The organism is Microvirga arvi, from assembly GCF_016892765.1.
In the GTDB taxonomy this organism is placed as follows: Bacteria; Pseudomonadota; Alphaproteobacteria; order Rhizobiales; family Beijerinckiaceae; genus Microvirga; species Microvirga arvi.
On the sequence record NZ_JAFEMD010000070.1, the window covers coordinates 1 to 25627 of the forward strand.

Below are 25627 nucleotides of genomic sequence, written 5' to 3' on the forward strand. Positions count from 1 at the left end.
TGACCTCCATCGAATCTTCGCAAATCCGACGGAATCACAGGGGCTTGAGGCCACTCAACCTTTTTCAGTCAGCCTCTGAGGCTGGGTTTCCTCTCATCGAGAAAAACAGCCCAAAGTGCTCTACTACTTCCGGGGTAAGCCGTTAGGTCAATAGCGGATCAGGAAAGCGTGACTGTAAGTCTACGTCCAGCAATCTTCCTCGTTGGGATCAACTCCAACAATCAGCGCCCGAACGCCTACGAGGAAAGGCTGCAAGAACATAACTTAGATGGACCTGGGGCATTCATGGACAATCTTCACCAGCAGATCGAGCATGTCGCTCGCACGTTCTATGACGCGCAGGAAGAAGTGCCGGATTGGGAACGCGAGCCCGAATTCCTCAAGGAGGAGTTCCGTCAGTACGCTCGCGATGCCATTGCGCTTCTCGGGCAACACAGAGCGCAAGTGCTTGAGGCCGCATAAAGCTGCCCCGTAAAAATAGCACTCACCTCGCGCCCAATTACCACGCTACTCCGCAGCAGCAATGATGCCATCGTTTGCCGCGAGCTTCATGTGCTGCTGCGCCCACATGGCGGCCTGGGTGCGGTTGGCCGCCTTCACCTTGCGCAGGATGCCCTTGAGGTGAACTTTGACTGTTGCCTCAGCCAACCCAAGTTCCCGCGCAATCTGCTTGTTCGAGGCACCTTGGGTCAGGTGGTGCAGGATCATGGATTCGCGTGGCGAGAGCTTGCTGGCAACTGCCGTAGCCGCAGGGCCAACCATGACATTCCCATCAGGGCGGGTCTGATGGTGTAAGGCTTCATCCACCAGGCTGAATACCAGTGCTGGTGCGATAAAGGGCTCCCCCAGCATGACGAGTTCAAGCGCCTTGATCAGGGCCTCGCGCTTCATCGCCGTTGAGCAAAGCCCGTCTAAGCCCGTCTGAAGAGCCTGCACCATGGCTGCGGGTTCCATGTGCTCGGTCAGGAGAACCACCCGGGCAGACGGCCATTGTGCCTTCAACCTCTCAACCGTCACGATCAGATCATCCGCCGCCTGGCTGCCGTGGATGAGACAGAGGATTGGCAATCCTGTTGTTAGTTCGGGTATCTCTTCGGAGATGACGAAGTGCGTTCCTGACAGGATGTGGCTGATGCCGCTGTGGATGAGGGTGTTCTGGCAGAGCAGGACGGTCGTTACATATGTGGGCACATCCTGAGCAATCGAGAGGATTTGCTCATTGTAGACGACGTGATGGTTCATGACTGCTTGCCCCCTTATGATGTTCAGCAATGTGCGCCCGAGAGTCCCCCTCGCCAGCCATCGGCATCCGCATTGGGGAACCTTGGCAGATCAGGGCGCTACATCCCGGCGTCCGTGTGACCCGGACCTTGCTTGGCTGTAACGAGCAGGACTGGCCTTTGTTCCTCCGACAAGGGTAGCCCTTTGGGGCTAATCCTCGACCTAGACGCGGGTGACACTTTGGAGGCAGGAGAGTCTTTTGGCCTTTGCGTTTCTTGACCGCTCGCAACGCTTGGCAAGCGGCCAATCCACCGCCCTCCCCTCTGTGTTCATCCAGTCGGCGCTTGCCGACGCTTCCGTTTCGTCCTGAGTGCCTGACGATAACCGCATGCCTCAACAGACCTCGCTCGACGGCCAGGGAGTATGTCAATCGACCTGCAGGAGCTGACGCGCTCGGCCATGTACTTGAAGCCCTTGTCACTATAGATGGTGTTCAGTTTCGGCCAGCTTGATGAATTCGGCAGTTATCAGCCAAAACCTTCGGCCTCCCCCTGATTCAAGAGCAGTTGTGAAAAGCACTGCATTTGGCGGGTGCTTTAGGGTTGTATGCACCATATGGGATAAATTGCTGATCTATTGTCCTGCAGTATACCGCCTCTCTTCTACGAGCCGATGCTATTTCTCCTCCTGATGGAAACATATTTAACGGTTTTTCCGACAAGATCTTACCCGCGAAGCATATCAGGAGTTCAATCTCCTTTGCCAGGGCCAGACAATCGATCTGGCCGACATCAACTTGGGTGGGGGCAACCATCATGACAACGGAATCCGGCCTTTCCAATGCATATCAGTCCAATGACGGGGTTGGAGGCACACCTGAGTCCGCAGGACAGGTCGTCTGGCAACCACAACCAAAGCTAGCTCGATTAGGCTCCCCGCCTGGCACAAGGCGCATGAGCGCCACCGTCCTTTCGGCTCATTGCAATGAATTCGGCCTCGGTGACTCCTGCGGCAGGGTCGTGTCTATCACCTCTTCCTCGGTGGGGGAGCAAAGTCCCCTGCCGGCATCCTGCGATGATGTTCGGTTTGGCTTTGCAGCGCCCGACGACCGCGTCATCTCACTCAATGTCCCAGCATCGACTGACGACGGGCAGAAACATCCCGTTGGAGATTTGATATTGAGTTCGATCCGGATCATCCCGATCATCTTGCGATCTGCCTTTTTGAAGCGGATGCAGACAACTTGATTCGCACCGTGCAGAAAAGCATTCCGTTTCCTGCGAGATTTCTTGCTGAACTCCTCAGTCGGCGAAAGGCGACGGCGCAGGAAGCAGCGAGTTGGCTTGCCGCGACCGACGAATGAGGCAGTGACCGACGGAAGCTCCTTTGTCGTTACGATAGTGACGGGAGGGATGGCAGGCCTGCTGGTCAGACAGCGATGTGAGGTCTGCTTGCTCGGCGACGATGGCAAGGGCTGACTGATGGAGAGGGTCAACGCAAGACGCTCTTCGCCGACAGCAGATCGCTGTTCCAGATGGCCGATGGCCGTTTTGTGGGCGAGGACGTCAGCCGCATTGGGATTGTTGAGCGCCTTGCCCTACAGCCTACGGAGCCAACGCCTGTCGGCTCTCACTCGACTCGTGGTGTCGTTCGACGGCAGTCGCCTGCCGCTTGGCACCATGCTTCAATTACGGCACGAGACCTCTGATACGACGTCACAGGACATTCTTGGAGGCCACGTTCTAATGGAGCGAAAGATGTGCCGCAGCCAGATCCGAGAGATGGCTCCAAGTCCTCATCTGGGATTGGACAAGCGTCATCAACACGGTACGGCCCTCAATGTCGGTCACTTCCAGCCGCATGGGCGAGAACGCCGATGTGTCCCGAACGAATTCATCCACACTGCGGATGGCCTCCAGCCACAAGGCGACCTCGTCGGAAAGCTCGATCCCATCTTCATCTTCAATCAGACCCACCTCGTCTCTGATGTTGAAGAAATAGGTCCTCATTCGAACTCCCGCCTCATCCTGCATTCGCGCCTGAGCAATACGTAGATCAGTCTGTGGCGAGCGCCTATTCAGCCGAACGGATTAGTCCTTTCCATATGGAACGCGGCGGCTCTGGCATCTTACCTGTGATAGATCTTTGGAGTTAGAGGCTGGCGAGCGACTTTCTTGCTCGATTGCGAGATTGATCCAGATTGGAACTATGGCTGGGCTACTGATGCAGATGTAAGCTGTTCATGCCTTGGGCGCCCCCATGAACGCCTGTCTCTACTCCAGCGATCTGGGGATGAGGAATAGACACTGCTGGAGGCGCTTGTCCGCCGCAGCCATTCGGCCAGACGGCGACAGGCGTGTTCGTTACAGCAACATGTCGAGGTGATCTTCTCGCCTGCGTACCGGCGTGCAAAGCGGATGCTGCCGCAGGGATACCCGCCGCGTTGCGCCGTCTTCTCCTCCTATCCCCGGTGGCGGGACGACACGTGCTTTGTGTGGCTATTTCGGCAAGGAACGCGCTGGATCTCAGCCATGCTCACGGATTGGGAGCAGCAGCCGCATCGGTACCTCCTGAGGAAGCTGGCACTGCGCCAGATCCTACATTACCACTGCTAGTGCCATTGCCTGTACTGTAGCGTTGAATCACTTGGGCCGTACGCTTTCCATCACCCGGTATATGGTTATTCATCGCGTATGGCGGCCAAGGATCGGCTATGTGGACAACCTTGTTCCAATCCTGCGCATCTCCAGCTGCGAGAGTGATGGTATCGCGACGTTCAAGATAATCGACGCAACCACTGAGCGCCATCAGCAGCAGGAAGCCGGCGGGAGGTCGGATCCAGAGTCTAATACTTGATAACTTTCTTGCTGACATTTCGCTTTCCTGGCTTGATCTCGACGATATGGCCATAGGGTCCTATTACCCCGGCGCCTTCGGCAAAACGCTTCTGCATCGCACTATCCACCTCCAGCGCGCCCATCAGGAACAGATCAAGGTCGTTTCCAGGTCTGGCGCTATCAAGCGGGGTGCGCAGGGGCTGCCCGGGCTTTGCTGGCCTGACCAACCGGGGAGTGACAATGATCACGAGATCAGTCTCCTGCTCTTGGAATGATGAAGAGCTGAAGAGTGTGCCAATAATCGGCAGCTGCCCCAGCCAGGGGATCTGCTCCCGGTTCTTGGAATGAGTGCTCTGGAGGAGACCCGCCATGGCGAAGCTCTGACCGTCCCGAACCTCGATAGAGGTGCTGGCGCGCCGGGTGATGAAACCCGGAACCGAAATCGCTCCGGTGCTGACCCTGATCGACTCGTCGACCTGGCTGACCTCAGGTTCCAGCTTCAGATTGATCAAACCATTATCGAGAACGACCGGCGTAAAGTTGAGGCGGACACCATACTCCTTGTAAGTCACCGTGATCGTGTCGTTCTCTGCGGCCACTGGGATCGGAACCTCGCCACCCGCAAGAAAGCTGGCTTTCTCGCCAGAAAGAGCAATGAGGTTGGGCTCTGCCAGGCGGCGCGCCAAGCCTTTCTCTTCGAGTGCCTGTACCAGAATGTCGGCGCTAACCCCTCCGCTGAGAACCTGTGCGATCAGGGTGCCGAATGGCGCGCCGCCGCTGGCGAGGAGCGGGTTGAAGCTGACCACGCCGGATTGTCCAGTGCTGCTCCCCGGGTTAAAATTGCCCGTCCTGAGATCCGCCCTCGATCCCCGTGCAAACCAACTGACGCCAAGCTCCCGGCCGGCTGTGCGGTTGGCCTCGATGAAGCGTACCTCCAGCATAACCTGCTGTCCCCCAGTCACCCGCAGCGCATTAATGACACCATCGGAGCCGTACTGTTCGGCAATCTCGAGGGTTTTGCGCAGCGCGATGCTGTCCGGAACCGTGCCGCTCAAACGAAGGCGACCGTTGACGGTCTCGACTCTGATGTTGGCCTGCGGAATGGCCTCCTGAATCGTCGTGGCGAGGTCAGGCGTATCGGCGCCAACTTCCACGTTCGCGGTCCCCAACAACTCATCGTTGGCGCCGTAGACCGCAACGTTGGTCCGGCCTTCCGTCTTGCCGAGGACATAGAACGAGCGGCTCGTCAGCGGAACGGCATTGGCGATATCCGGGTTGCCGACGACGAGGCGCCCAACATCGGTGGCCGTCCTGGCGGTGACGAACTGCCCCTGCGCCACGGTGAGATCACCAGCGGCGCGGCCTTTGTTGAAACGAAGGAGCCGCTCTTGGGCCTGAGCGCATGGAGCCACCAATGCCAATGCGGCCAGCAGGGTTATGAGGGTGAGGGCGTAACCCATCCCGTTCAGAGCAGCACGGCAACGCGCCAAGTCACACTTCAATCGCATTTCAAGGGCCCGCTCTGCTGGTACGCCATATGTTCCAAAGTGTCATCCAGGAATCGGTTTGGATCGGATGCCTCAAAACTTACTCAGATCTGAGCTAACATGGTTAAGGGACTGTAAAGGAGTGCAGACTTAAGCGTGTCTTCAGTCTTGATTCACCTTTCAAAAGTGGCGAGACGCCGTGAGAGCACATGGACGGTCTTCGAGGCTTGGTACCGGCAGGTCCTAATGGAGAGCCTGGGAACGTGACACACTCTCTCTCACGGCTGCGAAGAGTCACCAGGGGCAACTTGGTGAGGAACAGGCTGGATGGTGGCGATGAGGAAGCTCGAACAGATTGTGGCAATCGGACTGTTGATGTGCACTCCACTGATCCTAGCGGCTTGTAACAGTAGCGGCAGTCTTTCGAGCTTCGGGAATGGTCCGGCCGAAATTGCGCTGCCGGATCATGTCGAGCCCTATCCTGACACCGAAGTTCTCAGGGTCGCTAAGATTCAGTTTTCCGAGGGCAACTATGGCCATGCCGCTCGCTACTATGAGCGTGCCGTCGAGGTTTCGCCCAACAACCCAGAAGCATGGCTTGGTTTAGCGGCATCCTACGACCGTGTCCGTCGTTTCGACCTTGCCGATAGAGCATACCGTGAGGCCGGAAATCTGATTGGCAATACGCTAGAGTATTACAACAACATTGGCTACTCGCATCTACTTCGCGGAGATCCTGCCAAGGCACGTGTTAACTTTCTGAAAGCTCACGATCTTGATCCGTCAAACTTGACAGTCAATAACAACCTTGATCTTTTGCGCGATAATATAAAATAGCGTAATTAGAATCGAGCTCTCGCCACCTTGGCTATCCCGGGCAAGTTGCAAGGCTGGCTTCTGTCATTAACAATAATAGATAACGGTTTTCCGCCGGGGCAGACGCCAGCAGCCAGCAAGGAATTCTCCTAGTGGTTTCCGCCTAACAAAAGAGTCCGTTTGAAGGATTCCCCTTAGCCGGTGTGCATGCGAGGCTGTGGCATGCGCACTGGCATCTCGATCATCCTGACGTCCTCCGACCGACTTCGCCTTGAGGCGCTGACCAGCAACCGGAACACGGCCCAGAAACACGTCTGGCGGGCTGCCATCGTGCTGCTGAGCGCCGATGGCGTCGGCACCGCTGAGATCATGCGTCGGACCGGCACCTCCAAGACCTGCGTCTGGCGCTGGCAGGAGCGCTTCATGCGGGAGGGCGTCGACGGCCTGCTGCGCGACAAGACGCGCCCCGCCCGGATCAAGCCGCTCGGGCCTGACATCGCCGAGCGGGTGGTCACCCTGACGTTGGCCGACCCACTGGTCGAGGCAACGCACTGGACCGCTGCTATGATGGCCAAGGAGACTGGCATCAGCGCCAGCGCGGTGCGGCGCATCTGGCGAGCGCATGGTCTCCAGCCGCACCGCTATCGCCAGTTCAAGCTCTCCAACGACCCCATGTTTGCCGAGAAGCTCCGCGACGTGGTTGGGCTCTACGTCGATCCACCCGCTCATGCCATTGTTCTCTCGGTTGATGAGAAGAGCCAGATCCAGGCGCTCGACCGCACCCAGCCCGGCCTGCCGCTGAAGAAGGGCCGGCTGGGGACCATGACGCACGACTACAAACGCAACGGCACCACGACGCTCTTTGCCGCTCTGAACGTGCTGGATGGCTCCGTCATCGGCCGCAACATGCAGCGCCACCGGCATCAGGAATTCATCCGCTTTCTCAACGCCATCGAGGCCCAAGTGCCACCTGGCAAGGCCGTGCACGTGATCCTCGACAACTATGCCGCCCACAAGCACCCGAAGGTTCGGGCCTGGTTGGATCGCCACGAGCGCTTCACCTTCCACTTCACCCCGACCTCATGCTCGTGGCTCAATGCGGTTGAGGGCTTCTTCGCTAAGCTGACCCGCCAGCGGCTCAAGCGCGGCGTCTTCCACTCGGTGGTTGACCTTCAGGCGGCCATCAACCGGTACGTTGCCGAGACGAACGCCAGTCCCAAGCCCTTCACGTGGACGGCTGATCCAGATGAAATCATCGCCGCCGTCAGGCGTGGGCACCAAGCGTTAGATTCCATCCACTAGACTGTTTGGATGAACATCGAAGCCTAAAAGGCCTAGGCCATCAAGCCGAATCGACTCCTGATGTGGAATTACGCATTAGTGAGCGTACAAGGCCATTCGGGCTTGTGGGGGCTGCTAACAGGGCAGCAAAACTGTAACTACGTCGAGAAACACATCATGAAATCTCTTATCTCGCGCTTCGTTAAAGATGAATCCGGCGCAACTGCCATCGAATACGGCCTCATTGCTGCAGGACTGTCAGTCGTTATCATCGCACTTTTCGGCTCCGGAACTGACTCTGTAATACAGTCAACGCTGACGGCTATCTTCGACAAGGTTAAAGACAATGCCACCGGCGCCAGTGCCGACGCCGGCACCGGCGGTTAAGGCCAGGTGCGATTGTTAAGCACAATCCTCATTCGTCGGAAGGCAGGGTCGCAAGTACCCGCCCTCCGACGGATTTTAGACTGAACGCGATTCCAAGCATGCAACGAGGCCTTGGTGACAATCTCTGTAACTGCCGCGCTGTTTGCAAGTGTCAGCTTCTTTGTGGCAGCGATATGGGCCGGCGTAACGGATCTTCTCACGATGAGGATCCGTAACAGCCTGGTTTTGTTCCTGCTCGGGGTCTACGCCGCCCTGGCTCCGCTCACCGGTTGGACGGCTGCGGAGATCGGAATGAGCGTGGCGGTTGCAGCCGCTGTTCTGGGTTGCTCGTTCGCTTGCTTCGCAGCAGGCTGGATCGGTGGCGGAGATGCCAAGCTTGTCGCTGTCATCGTGCTCTGGCTCGGAGCCGAGCATGTGACCAGCTACCTTCTCGGCGCGGCGCTGTTTGGCGGCGGGCTGACGCTGATGCTCCTTCGGTTTCGGATGATGACGCTGCCAGCATTCTGCCTACGGGTGCCATGGATCACGCGCTTGCACGACAGACGGTCAGGCGTTCCCTATGGGGTCGCTCTCGCAGCGGCCGCGGTCCTCGTGTTTCCGGATACGCTGTGGGTGAAGGCTCTTTCGTAAAACCCGTTGATCAGACGAGTGGAGCACCAGCTCGTCACAGGCAAATAGGCTTTTGACGATGTTGCGCATCATTATTCTCATCATCGCTCTAACGGCTGGCAGCCTTGCGGGCTGGCTCGCACTGTCGCTCCCGCCAGGCGCTGCGACTGCGAAAGTTGACGCCCAGATAACTCCGGTGCCGATGACTGAGGTTCTCGTCGCTTCCGCCGGAATCGCGCCGGGACAAGCCCTCACAGAAGGCATCGTTCGTTGGCAGCCCTGGCCGATGGAGGCCAGCAGCCCCGACTTCATCACGCGTGCCACGAAACCCGATGCGGTTAAATCCCTGATTGGGACCATGGTCCGCAGTTCCTTCGTGTCCGGCGAGCCAATCCGGGAAGAGAAGCTCTCACGCGGCTCGTCCAACCTCCTGGCCTCGATGCTGACACCAGGCAAGCGGGCCGTCTCAATCCGGATCTCGGTTGAGAGCACCGCGGGCGGCTTGATTCTGCCGAACGACCGGGTCGACGTGATTCAAACCATTACGCGGCCAGGGGAGGACAAGAATGCGAACCTCAGCCGCATCCTTCTCACCAATATCCGGGTGTTAGCGGTCGATCAGAAAATGAATGAGGCCAAGGAGCCGGCGGCTGCGGTCGGCAAGACAGCCACCTTGGAGCTCAGCCCAGCGCAGGCCGAAGCCATTGCGGGCGGCCAAGCCATTGGCCTGCTTTCGCTGGCCCTGCGCTCCGTTGCCGACAGCCATGAAGAGCCCACTCTCCAGAGCAACAGTGCCCCCTCCGTCCGCTTCTTGCGGGCTGGACAAAGCGAGACCGTCAGATTTTAACCTTTGACAATGATCACTCTCGGCGCGACCTGGCGAAGCAGAGCGGATCGGCCTGAGCATGACGGACAGGGTTACTGAGATGGTAGTTGAAGAGCGGCCGGAGGGCTATTCCGGCTCGTCAGGAGGCTCCCCTCGCGAACCGACAAGCGCTCGCGAGAGCCTGAGGATTCCACGGATCGTTGTCCACGCCTTCTGCGACAGCCCGGAGGCCGCCGCCGCAATCGAGTGTGCCGCGGCTGACCGGCTGATGTCCCGGGCCCGCGTCGCTGTTCAGTCCGGAGGCGTCGCAGCTGCCGTTGAGCACTACAACCAGACTCCGACTCCCGACCTCATCATCATTGAAAGCCGTTCGCAACACGATGCTTTCCTGGCTGAACTCGATCGGCTCGCCGAAGTCTGTTACGCCGGCACCAAGGTAATGGCGATTGGAAGTACCAACGACATCGCCTTCTATCGCGATCTCATGCGGCGCGGGATCAGCGAGTACATCGTTGCACCGGTCGATCCCATTGCGCTGATCTCGTCGATCGCGGGCATCTACGGCGCGTCCAGCACGGGCAAGCTCGGGCAGGTCTATGCCTTCATTGGGGCCAAAGGCGGGGTTGGCTCCTCAACCCTCGCCCATAACGTAGGTTGGACCGTTGCGCACAAACTGGGCTCCAATGTCGTTATGGCAGACCTGGATCTGCCGTTCGGCACTGCAAGCCTCGACTTCAACCTCGACGTGGCTCAAGGCGTCGCTGAGGCGATTCAGGATGCAGGGCGTCTCGACGAGGTTCTGCTTGACCGGCTGTTGCAGAAATGCGGCGACCACCTCAGCCTGCTCTCTGCACCAGCGACCCTTGAGAAAGCTTATGACGTGCAGGACGGCGCCATAGAGCAACTGATCGAAGTTGCGCAGGCGAGCGTGCCCTTTCTAATCCTGGACATGCCTCATCTCTGGACTTCGTGGGCCAGAAATACCCTGATATCAGCCGATGAGATCGTCATCACGGCAGTGCCTGATCTGGCCAACCTTCGGAACGCCAAGAACCTGATCCATGTGCTCCGGCAGGCTCGCCCGCACGACCCGCCACCGAAGCTGGTGCTGAACCAAGTTGGCATGCCGAAACGGCCTGAGATCAAGGTCAACGACTTCGCCAAGGCCGTCGATCTCAAGCCGGTCGCCTGCATTCCATCCGATGCGCACCTGTTCGGCACCGCTGCGAACAAGGGGCAAATGGTCGCGCAGGCCTCGGCCAAGGGAGCCGCTGTCAAAGCCTTCAGCGAGATTGCCAACGTGATCACGGGGCGCCAGGAAGCAAAGCACAGTCGCGGCGGCTACCTTGGGCTCGGCTCCCTGCTTGGAAGGACGCCGAAAAAACCGGCCTAGGGCCTATTTGCTGGGTGCAGCGGAAGGAAGCGGTCGGCACGCGTCCGCGCATGTGTAGGTCTGCTGCGCCTCGCCCTGATGGACTGTCGTCAACTGACTTCTGTTAGGGACCACATTCACCATGAGGTTGGCGATCTCCCGTCCAGCCTCGCCTAAAACAATCATGTTGGTTGTGCCGACCGCCTTGCCTGTCAGGACAATCGTCTTCTCGTCACTGAGCGTACCGTCGACAATTGCGGGATTTCCGATGATAACCGTCCGCGCCGGAACCTCGAACGTCTCGATCCTGGCAAAGTCCAGGGTCACCCCAATCGCGGTCGCTTTCTGCCCTGGATCGGCGCTGTACCCTGCGGGTCCGCGTGTGACGGGCCTGACCGCAGCCTCGTCCGCCATTCCGGGCGCAGGCAGCGCCGGACCAGCCAGCACAAGCAACATGGTGATAAATTTCCAACGGGAGCCTAGCATGCTGTTTTCCATCCGCACTCTCTGTTCATTTGAAACGATTTGGTCGACCGCGCAAGCCATTAGGCCATTTGGCCGAGCTGAGTCAGAGTTGTCCTAGGCCATCAGGCCGAATAGACCCATTCGAGTATTCGGCGCTAACTAGCACCCACTCCATGCGGCGACGGGCCTATCCAATTGGGCTTACGATCAAAGAGCTGGAACGCGGGGGCTTTCTGACATGTTTGGCAAGAGAAGCGTGCAGGACGAGCGCCAGCTCCCGCCTCTGCCAGCGACTGCTATGGCAGGGCGATCAACGATCCACGCCGATGGAGGTCTTCCGGCTGGACCCGGGGGTGCATCCCGGGCCTCGGCGGCCGACCTGCCACCCGCCAAGCCCCAGTCAGCCGAGGGCACGTCGCCCCGCCCGCAGCTATCGCGCAAATCAGATGAGTATTACGAGCTCAAGACGCAGGTGTTCGCAGCACTCATTGACGCAATTGACGTCACGCAGCTTGGACAAATGGAGCTGGCGCAAGCTCGAGGCGCCATCGGCGACATTGTTAACGACATCGTCACGGCCAAGAAGGTCGTGATGTCCATTGCGGAACAGGATGAGCTTCTTCAGGACATCTGCAACGATGTGCTCGGCTATGGGCCATTGGAACCGCTTCTTGCCCGCGACGACATCGCAGACATCATGGTTAACGGCGCCGACACGGTCTACATCGAGGTTCGTGGCAAGGTGCAGCGGACGGATGTTCATTTTCGCGACAATGGGCAGTTGCTCCATATCTGTCAGCGAATCGTGAGTCAGGTCGGTCGACGCGTGGATGAGTCGAGCCCGATCTGCGATGCACGCCTGCCCGACGGTTCCCGCGTCAACGTGATTGCCCCACCGCTCGCCATTGACGGACCATCGCTCACCATCCGCAAATTCAAGAAGGACAAGCTGACCCTCGACCAGCTCGTCAAATTCGGTTCGATTTCGAAGGAAGGCGCCGACGTTCTCCAGATTATCGGCCGCGTGCGCTGCAATGTCATTGTGTCCGGCGGCACGGGGTCTGGCAAGACCACCCTGCTCAACTGTTTGACAGGCTACATCGAGCCGGACGAGCGCATCATCACATGCGAGGACGCAGCCGAGCTCCAGCTGCAGCAGCCGCATGTGGTGCGCCTGGAAACCAGGCCACCCAACATCGAAGGCGAAGGCCAGATTACGATGCGAGATCTCGTGAAGAATTGCCTACGCATGCGGCCCGAGCGCATTATCGTGGGCGAGGTGCGTGGATCAGAGGCATTCGATCTCTTGCAGGCGATGAACACCGGCCACGATGGCTCGATGGGAACCCTGCACGCCAACTCCCCGCGCGAGGCCTTGTCGCGCATGGAGTCGATGATCACGATGGGAGGCTATAGTCTGCCATCTAAGACCATTCGCGAGATGATTGTTTCATCCGTGGATGTGATCGTTCAGGCTGCGCGGCTGCGCGACGGCTCGCGCCGCATCACGCATATCACGGAGGTGCTCGGCCTCGAAGGCGACGTCATCACCACGCAAGATCTTTTCCTCTACGATATTCTGGGCGAGGATCTAAAGGGCAATGTCATCGGCAGGCATCGTTCAACCGGGATCGGACGCCCCCGCTTTTGGGATCGCGCCCGCTACTATGGCGAGGAGAAGCGCCTCGCTGCGGCCCTTGACGCCGCCGAGATGGCAGCATCCTAGCAGACGGTTGACAGGACACTGACACATGCTGTCGCCCTCCTCTTTCCCCATCGTCATTGCCCTGCTCGCCACATTCTGCGGCGTCGGGATGGTGATTGCCTTGTTTTATTCGCATATCAGCCGGCGTTCGGAGGCCCAACGGCGCTTTGCCGCTATCGCCGCTATGGACGCGGTCACGGACCGCCGGACAGGTGCCGATGAGGTCAGGCGCAAAAAAGCGGTGGATGTGACTCTGCGCGAGCTTGAGGACAAGCGGCAAGCGAAGCGCGGCGCAAAACCGTCTCTTGCAAATCGTATGCGTCAAGCTGGGTTGAGCTGGAGCACAAGAACCTATCACCTGACCGCCGTTGCGGCAGGATTTGGGTCGTTCCTCATCGCAACGGCGTCCTTGCATATGAGCCCTTTGACCGGGGCTGGGTTCGGCATCGCTGGTGGGATGCTGCTGCCGCATTTCTACGTGAACTTGATGCGGTCCCGCCGCCTCGCGAGTTTCTCAGCCGAGTTTCCCAATGCCGTCGATGTAATCGTGCGGGGCGTGAAGGCAGGACTGCCCCTCGCTGATTGTCTGAGGATTATCTCGTTGGAGGCCCAGGAGCCCGTTCGCAGCGAGTTCAAGTTAGTGCTGGAGGATCAGACCCTGGGTCTACCCATGGACCAAGCCGTTCAGCGTTTGTATGAACGCGTGCCGCTGGCCGAGGCCAACTTCTTCGCCATCGTGATTTCTCTCCAGAGCCAGACCGGCGGCAGCCTGTCGGAGGCTCTTGCCAACCTTTCGAAGGTCTTGCGCGAGCGCAAGAAGATGAAGGCGAAGATCAAGGCGGTCAGTTCGGAGGCGAAGGCCTCCGCCGGCATCATCGGCAGCCTCCCGCTTTTGGTGGCCGGTCTGCTCTATCTGACATCGCCCGCCTACATCAGTCTTCTCTTCACAACCTCCGTCGGTCACATGGTCATTGCAGGATCGGCCGTCTGGATGCTGATTGGGACGCTGGTGATGCGTAAAATGATCAACTTCGACATCTGAGGTCTGCGATGAGTCCCGAACTGATCATCGCCCATGCCGATACGATCCTGGCTTTCTCGGCCGCTATTTCGGTTTTTGCGGCAACTCTCCTCGTCTCCTGGCCCTATTTCGCCCCGGATCCCCTGAGCGCCCGGATGGCACAGGTGGCGAGCGAGCGCGAGCGCATCCGCCTGCGTGAGCGCGCCCGGCTCATGGCCCAGAATCGGCCGCTCTCCTTGAGAAGGGAGCCGAAGAAGCTGTTCCAGGACATCGTCGACCGTTTCAACCTGACGAAGCACGCCGAGGATGGGGATCTGGTCCGGATGCTGCGGAGCGCGGGCTTCCGAGGTCACGGCCCCGTGGTAACCTATGTTGCGGTGCGGGTCCTCGCCCCTGCTGGCATGCTGCTTCTTGGGGCAGTCTATGTGTTTGTGCTCCTGGACCTGCAGCGCCCCTTCATCGTGAAACTCGCCATGGTGGTGGCAGCCGGCGGCTTTGGTTACAAGGTTCCGTGGCTATATGTTAAGAACAGGATCACGAAACGTCAAACCGCCATCCGCCGCTCCTGGCCCGATGCCCTCGACCTCCTGCTGATCTGCGTTGAGTGTGGCATGGCGATTGAAGGCGCCTTGCGCAAGGTATCGGAGGAGATCGGAGTGCAGTGTCCGGAACTGGCTGAGGAGCTGAGCCTCACGACGGCTGAGCTCTCCTACCTTCAGGACCGGCGCAAGGCCTATGAGAACCTGGCGGAGCGCACGGACCTCGACGGCGTGAAAAGCGTGGTGACAAGCTTGATCCAATCGGAGAAATATGGAACGCCCCTCGGTCAATCGCTGCGCGTCCTGGCGCAAGAAAGCCGCGATGCGCGCATGAGCGAGGCAGAAAAGCGCGCCGCAGCGTTGCCGCCGAAGCTGACCGTACCCATGATCCTCTTCTTTCTGCCGGTGCTGTTTGCCGTGATCATCACTCCGGCGGCGCTCCAGGTGATGAATCTGAAATAGCCGATGTTGCTGCGAAGCCAGATCGCGACGGTGGTCTATACCGTTTGGCTGAATGGTTGAGGCCTCGGAAAGCCGCTAGGATCCAGGGTCGAATTCACATGGTACTCTTCGCCTTATGGGGCATTCCGGAATGTCCAATTACTTCTTCTCGCGCTGGGCATGGGCGCGAAACGCGTCCCGGGACGAGAGGGGTGCGAGTGCGGTCGAGTTTGCGCTGATCGCTCCGATCATCTTCGTGATTTTCACCGGCATCATCGAAGGCAGCCTGCTTCTCCATGCCTGGGGCAACATGCAAGATGTCGGCCGCCAAGCCGCACGCAGTGCAGCCATCGGCGAACTCACCAAGGCGCAAGCGGAAACGCTTGTCAAGAACCGCATGCAGGCGTCGCATGGCGCGCCCAATGTCACAGCCACCGTGACGTTCGAGACCGGCACCCAGCTCATCGACAACGCCGTGGTGGTCAGTATCGTTATGCCTGCGGCGGAGTTGTCGAAGGTCCTGCCTTTCGGCCTTTTCCGCACGCTCAATCTGACAAGCACAAGCCGCATGCACTGGGAGATGGGCGCATGATGGGTTTCAATGAGTTGATCCGGACATTCAACCGGGATGAGCGGGGAGCAACCGCTATCCTAGTCGCGCCAATGATGATCGTGATTGGGGGCATGGCCGCGCTTGTGCTCGACACAGCCCAGGCCTACACCCTGAAAGAAGAGTTGCTGACGACCGCCGAGGCTGCGGCAGCCGCAGCCGTCAGCACGTTGCCCGACCGATCAACCGCGCGCAACATGGCCCTGACCTATGCGAAGATGAACGTCAAGGGCGCCAAGCCGGAGGACGTGGTCACAGCCAGCGATGTCCAGATCGGGTACTGGGACAAGAGCGCGAAGAAGTTCACGCCCAAGAGCGATACCGAACCAGTCAATGCGGTCCGGATCACGGCGAGCCGGCTGCAGTCGAAGAATAATGCCCTTCCGAGCTTCTTCGGCGATGTTTTGGGAATGCACCTCTTCGACGTCTCCGTGACTGTTGTGGCGATGCGCTATGACGGCCAGCCCTGCATCAATGCGCTCGCGCCTGACGGGATCGGTGTGAAAGTGAACTCAAAGGCGGCTATCAGCACGAGCAACTGCCCCATCCACATTCACTCTGGGGCCAACGACGCGCTTCGTGTCGACGCAAACGCGAGCGTTACTGCGGAAGAGATCTGCGTCAAGGGTGGATATAGCCATGGCAGCACGGCCACGGCCAATCCTTCTCCCGAAACCAGCTGCCCTTCGCCGGCGCAGGATCCGTTTGCCAACATTGCCCCTCCGTCTTATGGAGCACACTGCGACCACACGAATTTCGACGTCACCGATAAGACTGTCACCGTGTATCCAGGCGTCTATTGCGGAGGCTTGAAGGTTAGGGGAAAGTCGTATGTTACCTTCAGTCCTGGTGAGTACATCGTAAAGGATGGACCGTTTGTCATTGACATTGATAAAGGCGCTACAAAGCATGGCGCATCGGATCCGGCAAATGTCAAAGGAAACGGCGTATTCTTTTATCTCACAGGAAGCGGGGCTGTTTTGGACTTCCGGAACAATGCGTTCATCAATTTTACGGCCATGACGGACGGCCCACGCGCCGGAGTCGTGTTCTTCCAAGACAGGGCTTACGGCGGCACGCATGAATTCAACTCGAACGTAGACGCTATCATCAATGGGGCAGTGTATTTTCCGAGAGCTTTGCTTGATCTGAACAGCAACAGCACCATCGACACGGCATCATCTTGTTTGATGATCGTGACTTATCGCATCAATCTTGACTCCAACGTCACCATTGACTCTAGCAGCAACGTGCAAAGTGCGACAGACTCATCGTTGTGCCCAGCTCCTTCCAACACCCGCAGATCGAGGATCGTGATGTAATGGCACTATAGCGGCGTGGCTTCAACCGGAGCACGCGATGCTTCCATTTATCTAGAGGATGTCTTGCGACCTTTAGGATGACAGACGGTGCAGCGCGCCTTGGACTCCACCGGTCAATTTGCGACCCGAAAAGACTCTTCCTGGATGTTCAAATGAGATGGTCAGATTGAGGTCTAAGCTGTAGACGGTTATAAAGCGGGCAACTAAGATTCATTTCTCAAATTTAGAATAGACCGCAGGTTGTGGCCGTAGCGCTTAGACAATCTATTTCTATGCCTAGGCGCGCGACGGCACCTTCAACCGGATCAGTCATGCCGTTGTCATTGCCTCGCGCGGGAGGGCCGGCCGAGAGGCGAGCCCATCTGTGGGCGTAATTATTGATCCGGTCTTCATTGTCTTGAGCATGCAGCGTAGCGGACGGGCTTGTGGCTGAAATAGCTTCGGACGCGCGCAGGCGATTTCGACAGTCGGCGCATGTGGCGGACAGTGGCCCGCTTGAGCTGCTGTTTGCTGCGCGCGGGCGCCTGGCGGGTGACAACCTGCTTCAGGTCGGCGTTCAGGCCCTCTTCGGGGTTCAGCTCCGGACTGTAGGCCGGCAGGTAGAAAACCTCGATCTTCGCCCGATGCGCGGTGAGCCAGTCGCGGACCCGGGCGGCGCGATGCACCCGCAGCCGGTCCAGGATCAGGAGCACCTTGCGCTTTGCATCGCGGATCAGGCGTTGCAGGAAGCGGATCAAGGTTGCGGCGTTGACCGCCGCGTCGACAATCATCCAGCGCAATGCGCCACGATTGCTCACCGCCGCAATCAGGCTCAGCCCGGCGCGCCGGTGGCAGACCCGGATCACCGGCGTCTGGCCCCGGGGCGCATAGCCGCGGCCGCGCCCGTCGTCGGCGCGCAGACCGGTTTCGTCACCCCAGAAGATGGTGCCCCGCGCCTGCCGGGCCGCCGCGACGATGGCCGGATACTCCCGCCGCAGCCAGTGCCGCACCGCAGCCGGGTTCTGCTCGTACGCACGCCGGAGCGGCTTCTGCGCGGTGAAGCCCCAGCGCGCCAGATACTTGCCCACGGTTCGCACGGCCAGCGCAATCCCATAGCGCTGCCAAATCACCGCACGCACCGCCATTCGGCTCCACAGGGCGAACGGCAGGTCCAACTCGTCCGGGGTGTGCCGGCAGATCAGGCGCCGAATCTCGGCCTCCTGAGCGGCATCCAGCAGGCGCTGCTCATCCGGCTTGCGCCCGCGTGGCTTGCTCACCAGCCCCGGCGCGCCCTCGGCCGCAAACCGCCGGCAAATGTCGAACACCCCGGTTGGCGACAGCCCAGCCTGGGCCGCGATCGCCCGATAAGTCAGCCCGCGCTCCCGGAGCCCAATGACTTGCCGCCGGCGCTCCTCTTGAGCCGCGGCCGGCAGCTTGCGCATGTCCACGTGCTTCATGCCGATCAAGCTGGAGCCAACCAAGACCCTTTCAAGACAATGAGGGCCGGATCAATAACAGCTAATCGGTGAAGACGTCGGAAAGTGGCAGTCATCGCAGCTTTGATGCCGCAAGAAGTTCAAGAGGCGCGAGCGGCACATTATCAACAACACGGAGGGCGATCTGGTCGTTCGGAGGGTCGACGCCATCGGACATCCAGAACCGCGGCCGGGGGCTGACGTCCATCCGCGCGCACTATCTCTGGCTACGCCGTGTCTTTGCCGACGGCGGCTATACCGGGGACAGACTGCACGACGCCATCGCCACTCTGGGACACAGACCCTTGAGATCATCAAGCGCTCCGACGCGGTCAAAGGCTTTGCCGTGCTCAACCGCCGCTGGGGTGTTGAGCGAACATTCGCTTAGCTTGGACGCTGCCGTCGCTTGGCCAAAGACTACAAGGCTCGATTGGAAGTGCCATATGGTGCCACAAGGCCCCGAGCCTGATCCGCTTTCTCGGCCTGCTGATTTAGGATGCCAGCGGCAAGGTGTTCCTGATCTGGGACGACCTGCCGGTCCATCGGTCCCAGGCAGTCCGGGGCTGGTTGGCCGAACGCAAGGAGCAGATCGAGATCTTCCACTTGTCGTCCTATAGCCCGAAGTTGAACCCGGACGAGGGTCTGAAGCATGCCGTGACCCGCAAGGCGCCTGCCCGCAGCAAACACGAAATCAAGCGCACCGTCATCAGCCACATACGGTGGCTGACAAAGCTGCCCGAACGGATCCGCTGCTACTTCGGGCATCAGTCCTTTCGCTATGCTGCGTAGTTCAAGATCTCCGAAGCCGGATCAATCATGCTCGTAACACACGGCATGCAAGAGGCTATCCTCCATTTTAGCGACTGTCTCGCAAACGTCTTGAGCCGATCTAGTTAGCTGTTCAAGCAAGTCGGATAGATCACCTCCGTCCTGGCAGGCCCGCTCTAGGTCTGCGCAGAGCTCCGCGAATTTCGAGAATCCGAGCAGAGCAGCCTGGGGGACTAGCGCATGTGCGGTTCGGGCGATATGTTGTGAGTCAGCGCGTGCAAATATGTTGGCAGCGATACTCTCCTTCAGGTCAGAATTGAAACGTGCGAGCCATTGATGAGCGCGGTCAGCACCGATCACTTCTATGAGCGGCTGAAGTCCATCACTTTCAAGGGCGGATTGGCTAGAGTCAGACCGGGTCTGAGCAGGGTTAAACTGAGTTGGGTTAGGGAGCCACTCGCCCAACCTTCTTATCAGATCATCCCGTATGATCGGCTTGCTGATGTGGCTGTTAATACCGGCTTCCAAGAAGCCCCTCACCTGTTGCGGGAGGACATTCGCTGTCATGGCTACAATGAAAACTTGACTTGCCGGATGATCGAGTTCGCGAATTGTCTGCGCAGCTGTGACACCATCCATAACAGGCATCTGGATGTCCATGAGAACAAGATCGTACGATTTTGCCTGAACTGCCGCAATGGCTTCCTCACCGTTCGATACAGTCTCGACAATATGACCTGCTGCTTTGAGGATGGTCACGACCAACTCTTTGTTGATGTCGATGTCCTCTACGACAAGAATGTGAGCTGGCGTAGCTGCGACGGGAACATCGAATCCAAGCTGCTGACACGGGAGGTCTTCTGCCCTTGGCAGCACAAGTTCAATCCAGAAGGTCGAACCCTTACCCTGTGCGCTTTCCACGCCGATTTGTCCGCCCATGAGTTCAATGAGGCGCTTGGAAATTGCAAGTCCCAGCCCTGTCCCCCCAAACTCCCGGCGTATTGAAGGATCACCTTGAGAAAAGCGCTTAAACAACCGATCATGTTGCTCAGGTGTAATGCCAATGCCTGTGTCGATAATCGAGATCCGAACACACTCTCCCGAGTCCGTATGCCCCTTGCACTCAACAAGGGCTGTAATTTGCCCCTCGCGAGTGAACTTGACGGCGTTATTCAGGAGGTTGAGCAAGATTTGGCGAAGGCGAGCCTCATCTCCCACTACAGCCTTGGGGAGGGACGCGTCGAACTCAGCTTTGATGGGAACTCCCTTCTTGCCCGCGCCACTACTAACGATTGAAACTGAGTTGTCGACCAGAGATATCAGCGAGAATGGCGTTAGCTGCAGCTGAACCTGATCGGCCTCAATGCTAGAAAATTCGAGGATGTCGTTAGCAACCGTCAGCAATGCTGAAGCAGAGACCTGAATCAGTTCGCCATAGCGTCGCTGTTTAGGATCTTTGAGTTCATCGAGTAAACGCGCTGTGTAGCCTATGATCCCGTTTAACGGCGTTCGGATCTCATGGCTCATGGAAGCTAGGAAGTCCGTTTTAGCCTTGCTGGCGACATTCGCCATTTCAAACGCCCTCTCGGCGACCTCCTTAGCCTCTAGCAACTCACGTTCACGATCTGCGACTGCTTTCGCCATACGGCCAAAGGCCCGCTCAAGGATTCGGACTTCACCAAATCCCTTGTAAGGTGATTGAATGCTGAAATCGCCACGCTTCAGGGCTTCTACTATCTCAGCAAGGTTGCGCAGGGGTCGAAGAATAAGCCATTCAACGCCCAGTAGGCCCAACGTTAAGGATCCGGTCACGACGAGGCAGATCAGAACAACGCGATAACGGAGAGCTTTGTCAATAGGTTCAATAACGGAAGTTCTATCGAAGCCGACGGCCAGAACTGCATCGACTCCTGATAGAAACTGGAACGCAAAGAATCGGGGTGTCCCGGACAGGTCAACGAGTTCGGCAATCCTCCGAGATCCTGCCAAAGCTTCCTGAATGACCGGTCTGTCCAGAAATTGGTTACCGACCAGGCTGTCAACACGGGGATAGTGGGCTAAGATGGACCCGCTGCGATCCACAATAAACATGCTGATGTCAAGATCGGGATCATGGCGAGCCGAAGAGCTACCGCCAAAGATCGTCGAACTTATATCGGCTGATAATACGCCGACAATATTCTGGTCCTTAAGCACAGGCGCTGCAGCTGTCATGCCGAGCGCTCTGCTCCTTGAATCAACCCAGAGCTCGCTAAGGACGAAAGCTTCTCGGTTTAGAGTCCTCGCGAACACGGTCCGGTTGATGCTATCGGTACCCTGCCCAGCCCGCTGAGCGCTGCATAGATCACTACCATCCGGGTTCGACAAGCGCAGAGATCTCATCCATTTATGCATCTCTAGGGAGCGCTGAAGAAATAACCTACAGGCCGGAGAGCTAAATCGAACTTCTTCGGCATTGCTAAGAGAATTCAGCACAATTCGTGCTTGGTCAACGAGTTGGTTGTGCTGTTCAGCAATGTGGGCGATCAGTAGCTCTGCCTTCTCGCCGACGGCTTTTACGGCTTGCTTGCGTTCATCATCGGCAAACTGCAGGAGCGCGGCACTCAAAGGGGCCAGTGCAACAATGCCTATCACGAGAAAACGCCACAGAAGGCTGTTGCGGGACAGCTGCGATAGAGGTGCCGTTTTGCGCATTACCTTCACCTATAGCCAGCAACAAGACCGCCGCATGCCTCCGATCTAGACTCCTTGCATGAGAGGCAGTTTACGGTTGGGATAGGGGCGTGCGCCCGCTACTGCGGCGGCAGCGCGGCTATTGACGCCAAAGTAACGGAAAATCGCTGCCATATGGATCTTGACCGTGCCCTCCCCCAGTTGGAGAGCCAGAGCAATCTCCTTGTTTGTCTTGCCTTGGACCAGCAGGTCGAGCACTTCCTGCTGGCGTGGTGTCAGAGGATTGACTGTTTCGGATGCTCCTGGCGGAGCCACTGCGATCCTTTCCTCAATGTATTGTTCAGTTGGCTCGGAGGGCGTCGGGGGGATCTCTGCTAATGAAGCGGGGACGTAAATGCCCCCATCGAAAACCATTCGCAGAGCGGCAGTCAAATCTGTGATGCTTAAGCTCTTGGGCATGTAGCCATGCACACCTGCCTCAAGAGCCAGGAGAATGTCCCGACGAGCGCTTGAGGCCGAGATAACTGCGATACGCGTTTTAGGAAAGCACTCCCGTACTGCCCTCAGGTTTGTCGGCGCTCGCATACCAGGCATCGAGAGGTCGAACAGAGCAGTGGAAATGTTTGGGTTCGTGGCCAAGCATTCCACAGCCTCGTCAAGAGAGGCTGCCTCTAGAACTTCCGTAAATCCGAATTGGCGGTTGAGGATTGCCCCCACAGCCATCCGAAAATACGGATCGTCATCCGCTATGAGACCGACACGGCCAAGCGCACTCATGGATTTTTGCCCCCAACAAGAACTCAGTCCGATCTTCTATTTTGGACCCTGATGTCCGTAGAACGGAGCCTGCCTCCAACTTGTCGCACGTAAGTTGAAACAGTGTACCGCCCTTGGTCGAGATAAGGATACAGCAAAGTTTATCAGACCGATATACTGAAATTGTTGCGTAGTAGGTTAAAATTCAAAACTCAGTAAAACTACTGAGCACCTTTGCTCCGAGCGCCGGATGACGGTTGATTCCAGTTTAGGTAGCATCTCCTCCCTGGAGTTATGATGTTGGTTTGTAAGGCTTATTCAGGCACGTTGACTTGCCCTGGCTGAAGGTGAACGGTCAAAGACAGCCTGAGCGAGCCCTCCAGACAGATGATGGCGCCTCCGGCGTCTTATGAGACCGACGTTGGCATCGCTGGAGAAAGCGCCTCGGTTTCATAGCCAGAGCACGCGTGCCAACGTTCCAGAAGGCGAAGTTAGTCGGCCCTGAACAACCCACAACTTGTTGAGACTGAAGGATTCTTCGTCGTCACAAAGCATTGTAAAATGCCGGTTCCTGGGTGCTGACCCGCTCAAAGCTGGTGTATTTCCATGGGACCCAAGCCGACGATACCGAGCTCCGGCGATCTCTACCGCAGCCGCCTCGACCAAATCCTCGATCAGCGTCACGAGCTGTATCGGCTCGCTGCTCTCATCGACTGGCACCGCTTCGATCACGAGTTTGGTCGCTTCTATCGGCCTCTGGGGCGGCCTGCCAAACCGACCCGGCTGATGGTGGGGCTGTCGTATCTTCAGCACACCTTCAACCTGTCCGATGAGGCCGTGGTGCAGCGCTGGACAGAAAACCCGTACTGGCAATGGTTCTGCGGCTGCGAGTACTTCCAGCATGAGCTGCCGTGCGATCCGAGCTCACTCACACGCTGGCGCAAGCGGCTCGGACCAGAAGGACTGGAGACGCTGCTTTCCGCTACCATCCAGGCCGGGCTGGAGAGCGGGGTGATGCGGCCCTCCAGTTTGGAGCGGATCAGCGTCGACACCACGGTGCAGCCCAAGGCCATCACTCATCCCACTGACGCGAAGCTCTATCTCAAAGCGCTCGTCGCCCTCGTGCGCCAGGCCATGAAGTGCGGTCTCGAGCTGCGTCAGGCCCACACCCGTCTGGGCAAACGGGCGGCCATGCAGGTGGGCCGTTATGCTCATGCGCGGCAGATGCGGCGCATGCGGCGCGAGTTGAAGCGGCTGAAGACCTATCTCGGACGCGTGTACCGCGATGTGGCCAGGAAAGTCGCCGGTGATGTGGAGCTCTCGATCCGGTTTGCTCCTCTGCTGGGCCTGACGGAGCGTCTTCTGAGCCAGGAGCGCACGAGCAAGAACAAGCTCTACAGCCTGCATGCGCCCGAGGTGGTGTGCATCGCCAAGGGCAAAGCGCATCGCCCGTATGAGTTTGGCAGCAAGGTCGCACTGGCGGTGACCAACCGGGAGGGCTTCGTGCTCGCCTCCAAATCACTGGAGGGCAACCCGTATGATGGTCATACGCTCAGCGCGACGATCGATCAGGTTGTGGTCATGACGGGCATGGAGCCCGCGCGCATCTACGTCGACCAGGGCTATCGCGGGCATGACTACGCCAAGACGGATCGAGTGTTCATTGCCCGCCAGCGGCGGGGGCTCACGCCCACGATCAAGCGGGAACTGCGACGCCGGTCGGCGATCGAGCCGATGATCGGGCACATGAAGCAGGATGGGCGGCTTGGACGCAATCACCTGCTCGGAGCCGCCGGCGACGCCATCAATGCGCTCCTCGTGGCCGCCGGGCACAATCTGCGGCTGATCCTGAACTGGCTCAGGCTTTTTGTGGCCTGGCTCATGGCAGCTCTGATCATCTCATCCGCACAAACGGATACTTCTCAGGTCGCCTGAAATCCAGCGCCTGCCGCGTGCAGCCGCATTATTCAGGGCCGACGAAGTTAGAGGCTGGTGAGCAATTATCTTTCTTTTCGCGTGAGGCGACGCAGCAGGATGCGGCTCCTGGCGAGATAGAGCAGCATCTCGCCGGTCTCGACCAGGCGTTCGTAGTCCTTGGCCAGCCGCCGGTTGGTGGTGAGCCAACCGATGGTCCGCTCCACCACCCACCTTCGCGCGAGCACTTGAAAGCCACTCGGGCGCGTCGGCGGCTCTGCGTCAGCCCGCATCCAGGTTCCGCCGCTCCACCAATGCTGCGGGATGGATAATCTCCAGCTCAGGGCCTTCTGGAGCCAGTCTTTCAGCCCACGATAAGCGGTGTCGGCCCACATCAGCTCGATCGCTGGAAAGAGATGCTGCAGACCCTCCAACAGAAGTTCGGCCCCGGCACGATCATGGATGTCGGCTGGATGCACGCTGTTCTTCAGCAGATTGCCTTGCGTATCAACAAGAAGATGGCGCTTGCGGCCCTTGATCTTCTTGCCGCCGTCGTACCCACGTGGTCCGCCCATCTCGGTGGTCTTGACCGACTGGCTGTCGATGATCGCCGCACTCGGTTGAGGAGACCGACCGATCGCACGGCGGTAGCTCTCCCGCAGAGCCTGATTCACGTGCTCCCAGGTGCCGTCCTCGCGCCACTGGGCGTAGTGGTAGAAGACGGTGCACCGCGGAGGATACTCATGCGGCAGCAGCCGCCATTGGACTCCGGTGCGCAGCAGATAGAAGATCGCATCGACGATGCGCCGCAACGGGTAGGTCTGCCGCCGCCCGGCCGGATGGCTGCGGGGGACAAGCGGCGCGAGCAACGCCCATTCGGCATCAGTAAGATCGCTGGCGTAGGAACAGACATCCATGGCGGGGCTCCTGGATCATCAAAAAGCCCGCATCCGCTTCAGCGGCCCAGCGTAGAACCTATTCTGAATCAAGGACTTGCTCCGAGCAATAAAATTGCTCACCAGCCTCTTATTGATCTTCACGCGACAGGTGTAACATAGGGCGGTGTCCGTCATCGTGAGGAGGTGCGCGATGGAAGGCAACGTTTGGCGCCCGACGCATCTGA

23 protein-coding genes and 1 pseudogene are annotated in these 25627 nt (G+C 58.6%); 16 read left to right on the forward strand and 8 right to left on the reverse strand.

Translation table 11 applies throughout. From position 1 onward, the window contains the following. Positions 1-285 precede the first annotated feature (285 nt). Positions 286-462, forward strand: coding sequence for a hypothetical protein (locus tag ILT44_RS26005; protein ID WP_204242509.1), 177 nt, complete (start codon positions 286-288; stop codon positions 460-462). A gap of 45 nt (positions 463-507) precedes the next feature. Here the strand turns inward: ILT44_RS26005 and ILT44_RS26010 are convergent, their stop codons facing one another. Then, positions 508-1272, reverse strand: a complete 765-nt coding sequence (locus tag ILT44_RS26010) for a LuxR C-terminal-related transcriptional regulator (RefSeq protein ID WP_204242510.1) — start codon at positions 1270-1272, stop codon at positions 508-510. Between the two features lie 902 nt (positions 1273-2174). On the opposite strand from ILT44_RS26010, the gene ILT44_RS26015 reads away from it, so the two are divergent. Continuing rightward, positions 2175-2468, forward strand: a complete 294-nt coding sequence (locus ILT44_RS26015) for a hypothetical protein (RefSeq protein ID WP_204242511.1) — start codon at positions 2175-2177, stop codon at positions 2466-2468. Positions 2469-2963: 495 nt separating this feature from the next. Here ILT44_RS26015 and ILT44_RS26020 read toward each other — a convergent pair whose 3' ends face one another. Together ILT44_RS26020 and ILT44_RS26025 are read right to left on the reverse strand one after the other, a co-directional pair. Beyond that, the gene (locus ILT44_RS26020; RefSeq protein WP_204242512.1) at positions 2964-3230 is read right to left on the reverse strand and encodes a DUF6894 family protein; all 267 of its coding nucleotides are present in this window, start codon (positions 3228-3230) and stop codon (positions 2964-2966) included. Between the two features lie 836 nt (positions 3231-4066). Further along, positions 4067-5548 carry a type II and III secretion system protein family protein gene (locus tag ILT44_RS26025; protein WP_204242513.1) on the reverse strand — a complete coding sequence of 494 codons (1482 nt, stop codon included), beginning with the start codon at positions 5546-5548 and terminating at the stop codon, positions 4067-4069. Between the two features lie 333 nt (positions 5549-5881). Here ILT44_RS26025 and ILT44_RS26030 point away from each other — a divergent pair, with 333 nt between their 5' ends. The 6 genes from ILT44_RS26030 (at position 5882) to ILT44_RS26055 (ending at position 10857) form a co-directional block, all read left to right on the forward strand. Next, the gene (locus ILT44_RS26030; RefSeq protein WP_204242514.1) at positions 5882-6382 is read left to right on the forward strand and encodes a tetratricopeptide repeat protein; all 501 of its coding nucleotides are present in this window, start codon (positions 5882-5884) and stop codon (positions 6380-6382) included. 201 nt (positions 6383-6583) lie between these two features. Next, a complete protein-coding gene (locus ILT44_RS26035; RefSeq protein WP_204242515.1) occupies positions 6584-7663 on the forward strand; it encodes an IS630 family transposase in 1080 nt (359 codons plus the stop codon). A gap of 156 nt (positions 7664-7819) precedes the next feature. Further along, positions 7820-8029, forward strand: coding sequence for a Flp family type IVb pilin (locus tag ILT44_RS26040; RefSeq protein ID WP_204242516.1), 210 nt, complete (start codon positions 7820-7822; stop codon positions 8027-8029). Positions 8030-8143: 114 nt separating this feature from the next. Beyond that, positions 8144-8659, forward strand: coding sequence for an A24 family peptidase (locus tag ILT44_RS26045; RefSeq protein WP_204242517.1), 516 nt, complete (start codon positions 8144-8146; stop codon positions 8657-8659). 58 nt (positions 8660-8717) lie between these two features. Beyond that, entirely contained in the window at positions 8718-9485 is a 768-nt protein-coding gene (cpaB, locus tag ILT44_RS26050) for a Flp pilus assembly protein CpaB (protein ID WP_204242518.1), read from the forward strand. Positions 9486-9543: 58 nt separating this feature from the next. Next, positions 9544-10857 (forward strand): CpaE/TadZ family protein, encoded by a 1314-nt coding sequence (locus ILT44_RS26055; protein ID WP_204242519.1) that lies wholly within the window; start codon positions 9544-9546, stop codon positions 10855-10857. A 3-nt stretch (positions 10858-10860) separates the two neighbouring features. On the opposite strand, the gene ILT44_RS26060 is transcribed toward ILT44_RS26055, so the two are convergent. Further along, entirely contained in the window at positions 10861-11292 is a 432-nt protein-coding gene (locus tag ILT44_RS26060; RefSeq protein ID WP_204242520.1) for a pilus assembly protein N-terminal domain-containing protein, read from the reverse strand. 247 nt (positions 11293-11539) lie between these two features. Between ILT44_RS26060 and ILT44_RS26065 the strand changes: the two genes are divergently transcribed. From ILT44_RS26065 to ILT44_RS26085, 5 genes are all read left to right on the forward strand, one after another. Next, the gene (locus tag ILT44_RS26065; protein WP_204242521.1) at positions 11540-13027 is read left to right on the forward strand and encodes a TadA family conjugal transfer-associated ATPase; all 1488 of its coding nucleotides are present in this window, start codon (positions 11540-11542) and stop codon (positions 13025-13027) included. A 25-nt stretch (positions 13028-13052) separates the two neighbouring features. Beyond that, on the forward strand, positions 13053-14048 hold the full coding sequence (locus tag ILT44_RS26070) for a type II secretion system F family protein (RefSeq protein ID WP_204242522.1): 996 nt from the start codon (positions 13053-13055) through the stop codon (positions 14046-14048). A gap of 8 nt (positions 14049-14056) precedes the next feature. After that, on the forward strand, positions 14057-15028 hold the full coding sequence (locus ILT44_RS26075) for a type II secretion system F family protein (protein ID WP_204242523.1): 972 nt from the start codon (positions 14057-14059) through the stop codon (positions 15026-15028). 130 nt (positions 15029-15158) lie between these two features. Then, a complete protein-coding gene (locus tag ILT44_RS26080) occupies positions 15159-15599 on the forward strand; it encodes a TadE/TadG family type IV pilus assembly protein (RefSeq protein WP_204242524.1) in 441 nt (146 codons plus the stop codon). Further along, positions 15596-16939, forward strand: a complete 1344-nt coding sequence (locus tag ILT44_RS26085) for a TadG family pilus assembly protein (protein WP_204242525.1) — start codon at positions 15596-15598, stop codon at positions 16937-16939. Before ILT44_RS26080 ends, ILT44_RS26085 begins: the two co-directional genes overlap by 4 nt. Positions 16940-17328: 389 nt before the next feature. Here ILT44_RS26085 and ILT44_RS26090 read toward each other — a convergent pair whose 3' ends face one another. Next, on the reverse strand, positions 17329-18375 hold the full coding sequence (locus tag ILT44_RS26090; protein WP_204242531.1) for an IS630 family transposase: 1047 nt from the start codon (positions 18373-18375) through the stop codon (positions 17329-17331). A 65-nt stretch (positions 18376-18440) separates the two neighbouring features. On the opposite strand from ILT44_RS26090, the pseudogene ILT44_RS32010 reads away from it, so the two are divergent. Both ILT44_RS32010 and ILT44_RS26095 read left to right on the forward strand, forming a co-directional pair. Then, positions 18441-18778: pseudogene (locus ILT44_RS32010) on the forward strand (transposase); the annotation flags it as partial. A 125-nt stretch (positions 18779-18903) separates the two neighbouring features. Then, positions 18904-19182, forward strand: coding sequence for a transposase (locus tag ILT44_RS26095; RefSeq protein WP_204242526.1), 279 nt, complete (start codon positions 18904-18906; stop codon positions 19180-19182). A 21-nt stretch (positions 19183-19203) separates the two neighbouring features. Here the strand turns inward: ILT44_RS26095 and ILT44_RS26100 are convergent, their stop codons facing one another. Next, positions 19204-21855, reverse strand: a complete 2652-nt coding sequence (locus ILT44_RS26100) for a hybrid sensor histidine kinase/response regulator (RefSeq protein ID WP_204242527.1) — start codon at positions 21853-21855, stop codon at positions 19204-19206. A gap of 45 nt (positions 21856-21900) precedes the next feature. Beyond that, positions 21901-22611: a LuxR C-terminal-related transcriptional regulator gene (locus tag ILT44_RS26105; RefSeq protein ID WP_204242528.1), complete on the reverse strand. Its 711-nt coding sequence runs from the start codon at positions 22609-22611 to the stop codon at positions 21901-21903. A gap of 585 nt (positions 22612-23196) precedes the next feature. Here ILT44_RS26105 and ILT44_RS26110 point away from each other — a divergent pair. After that, complete coding sequence (locus ILT44_RS26110; RefSeq protein WP_204242529.1) at positions 23197-24525, forward strand: IS5 family transposase; 1329 nt, start codon at positions 23197-23199, stop codon at positions 24523-24525. 65 nt (positions 24526-24590) lie between these two features. Here the strand turns inward: ILT44_RS26110 and ILT44_RS26115 are convergent, their stop codons facing one another. Continuing rightward, complete coding sequence (locus ILT44_RS26115) at positions 24591-25421, reverse strand: IS5 family transposase (RefSeq protein ID WP_204242530.1); 831 nt, start codon at positions 25419-25421, stop codon at positions 24591-24593. Between the last annotated feature and the right edge of the window lie 206 nt (positions 25422-25627).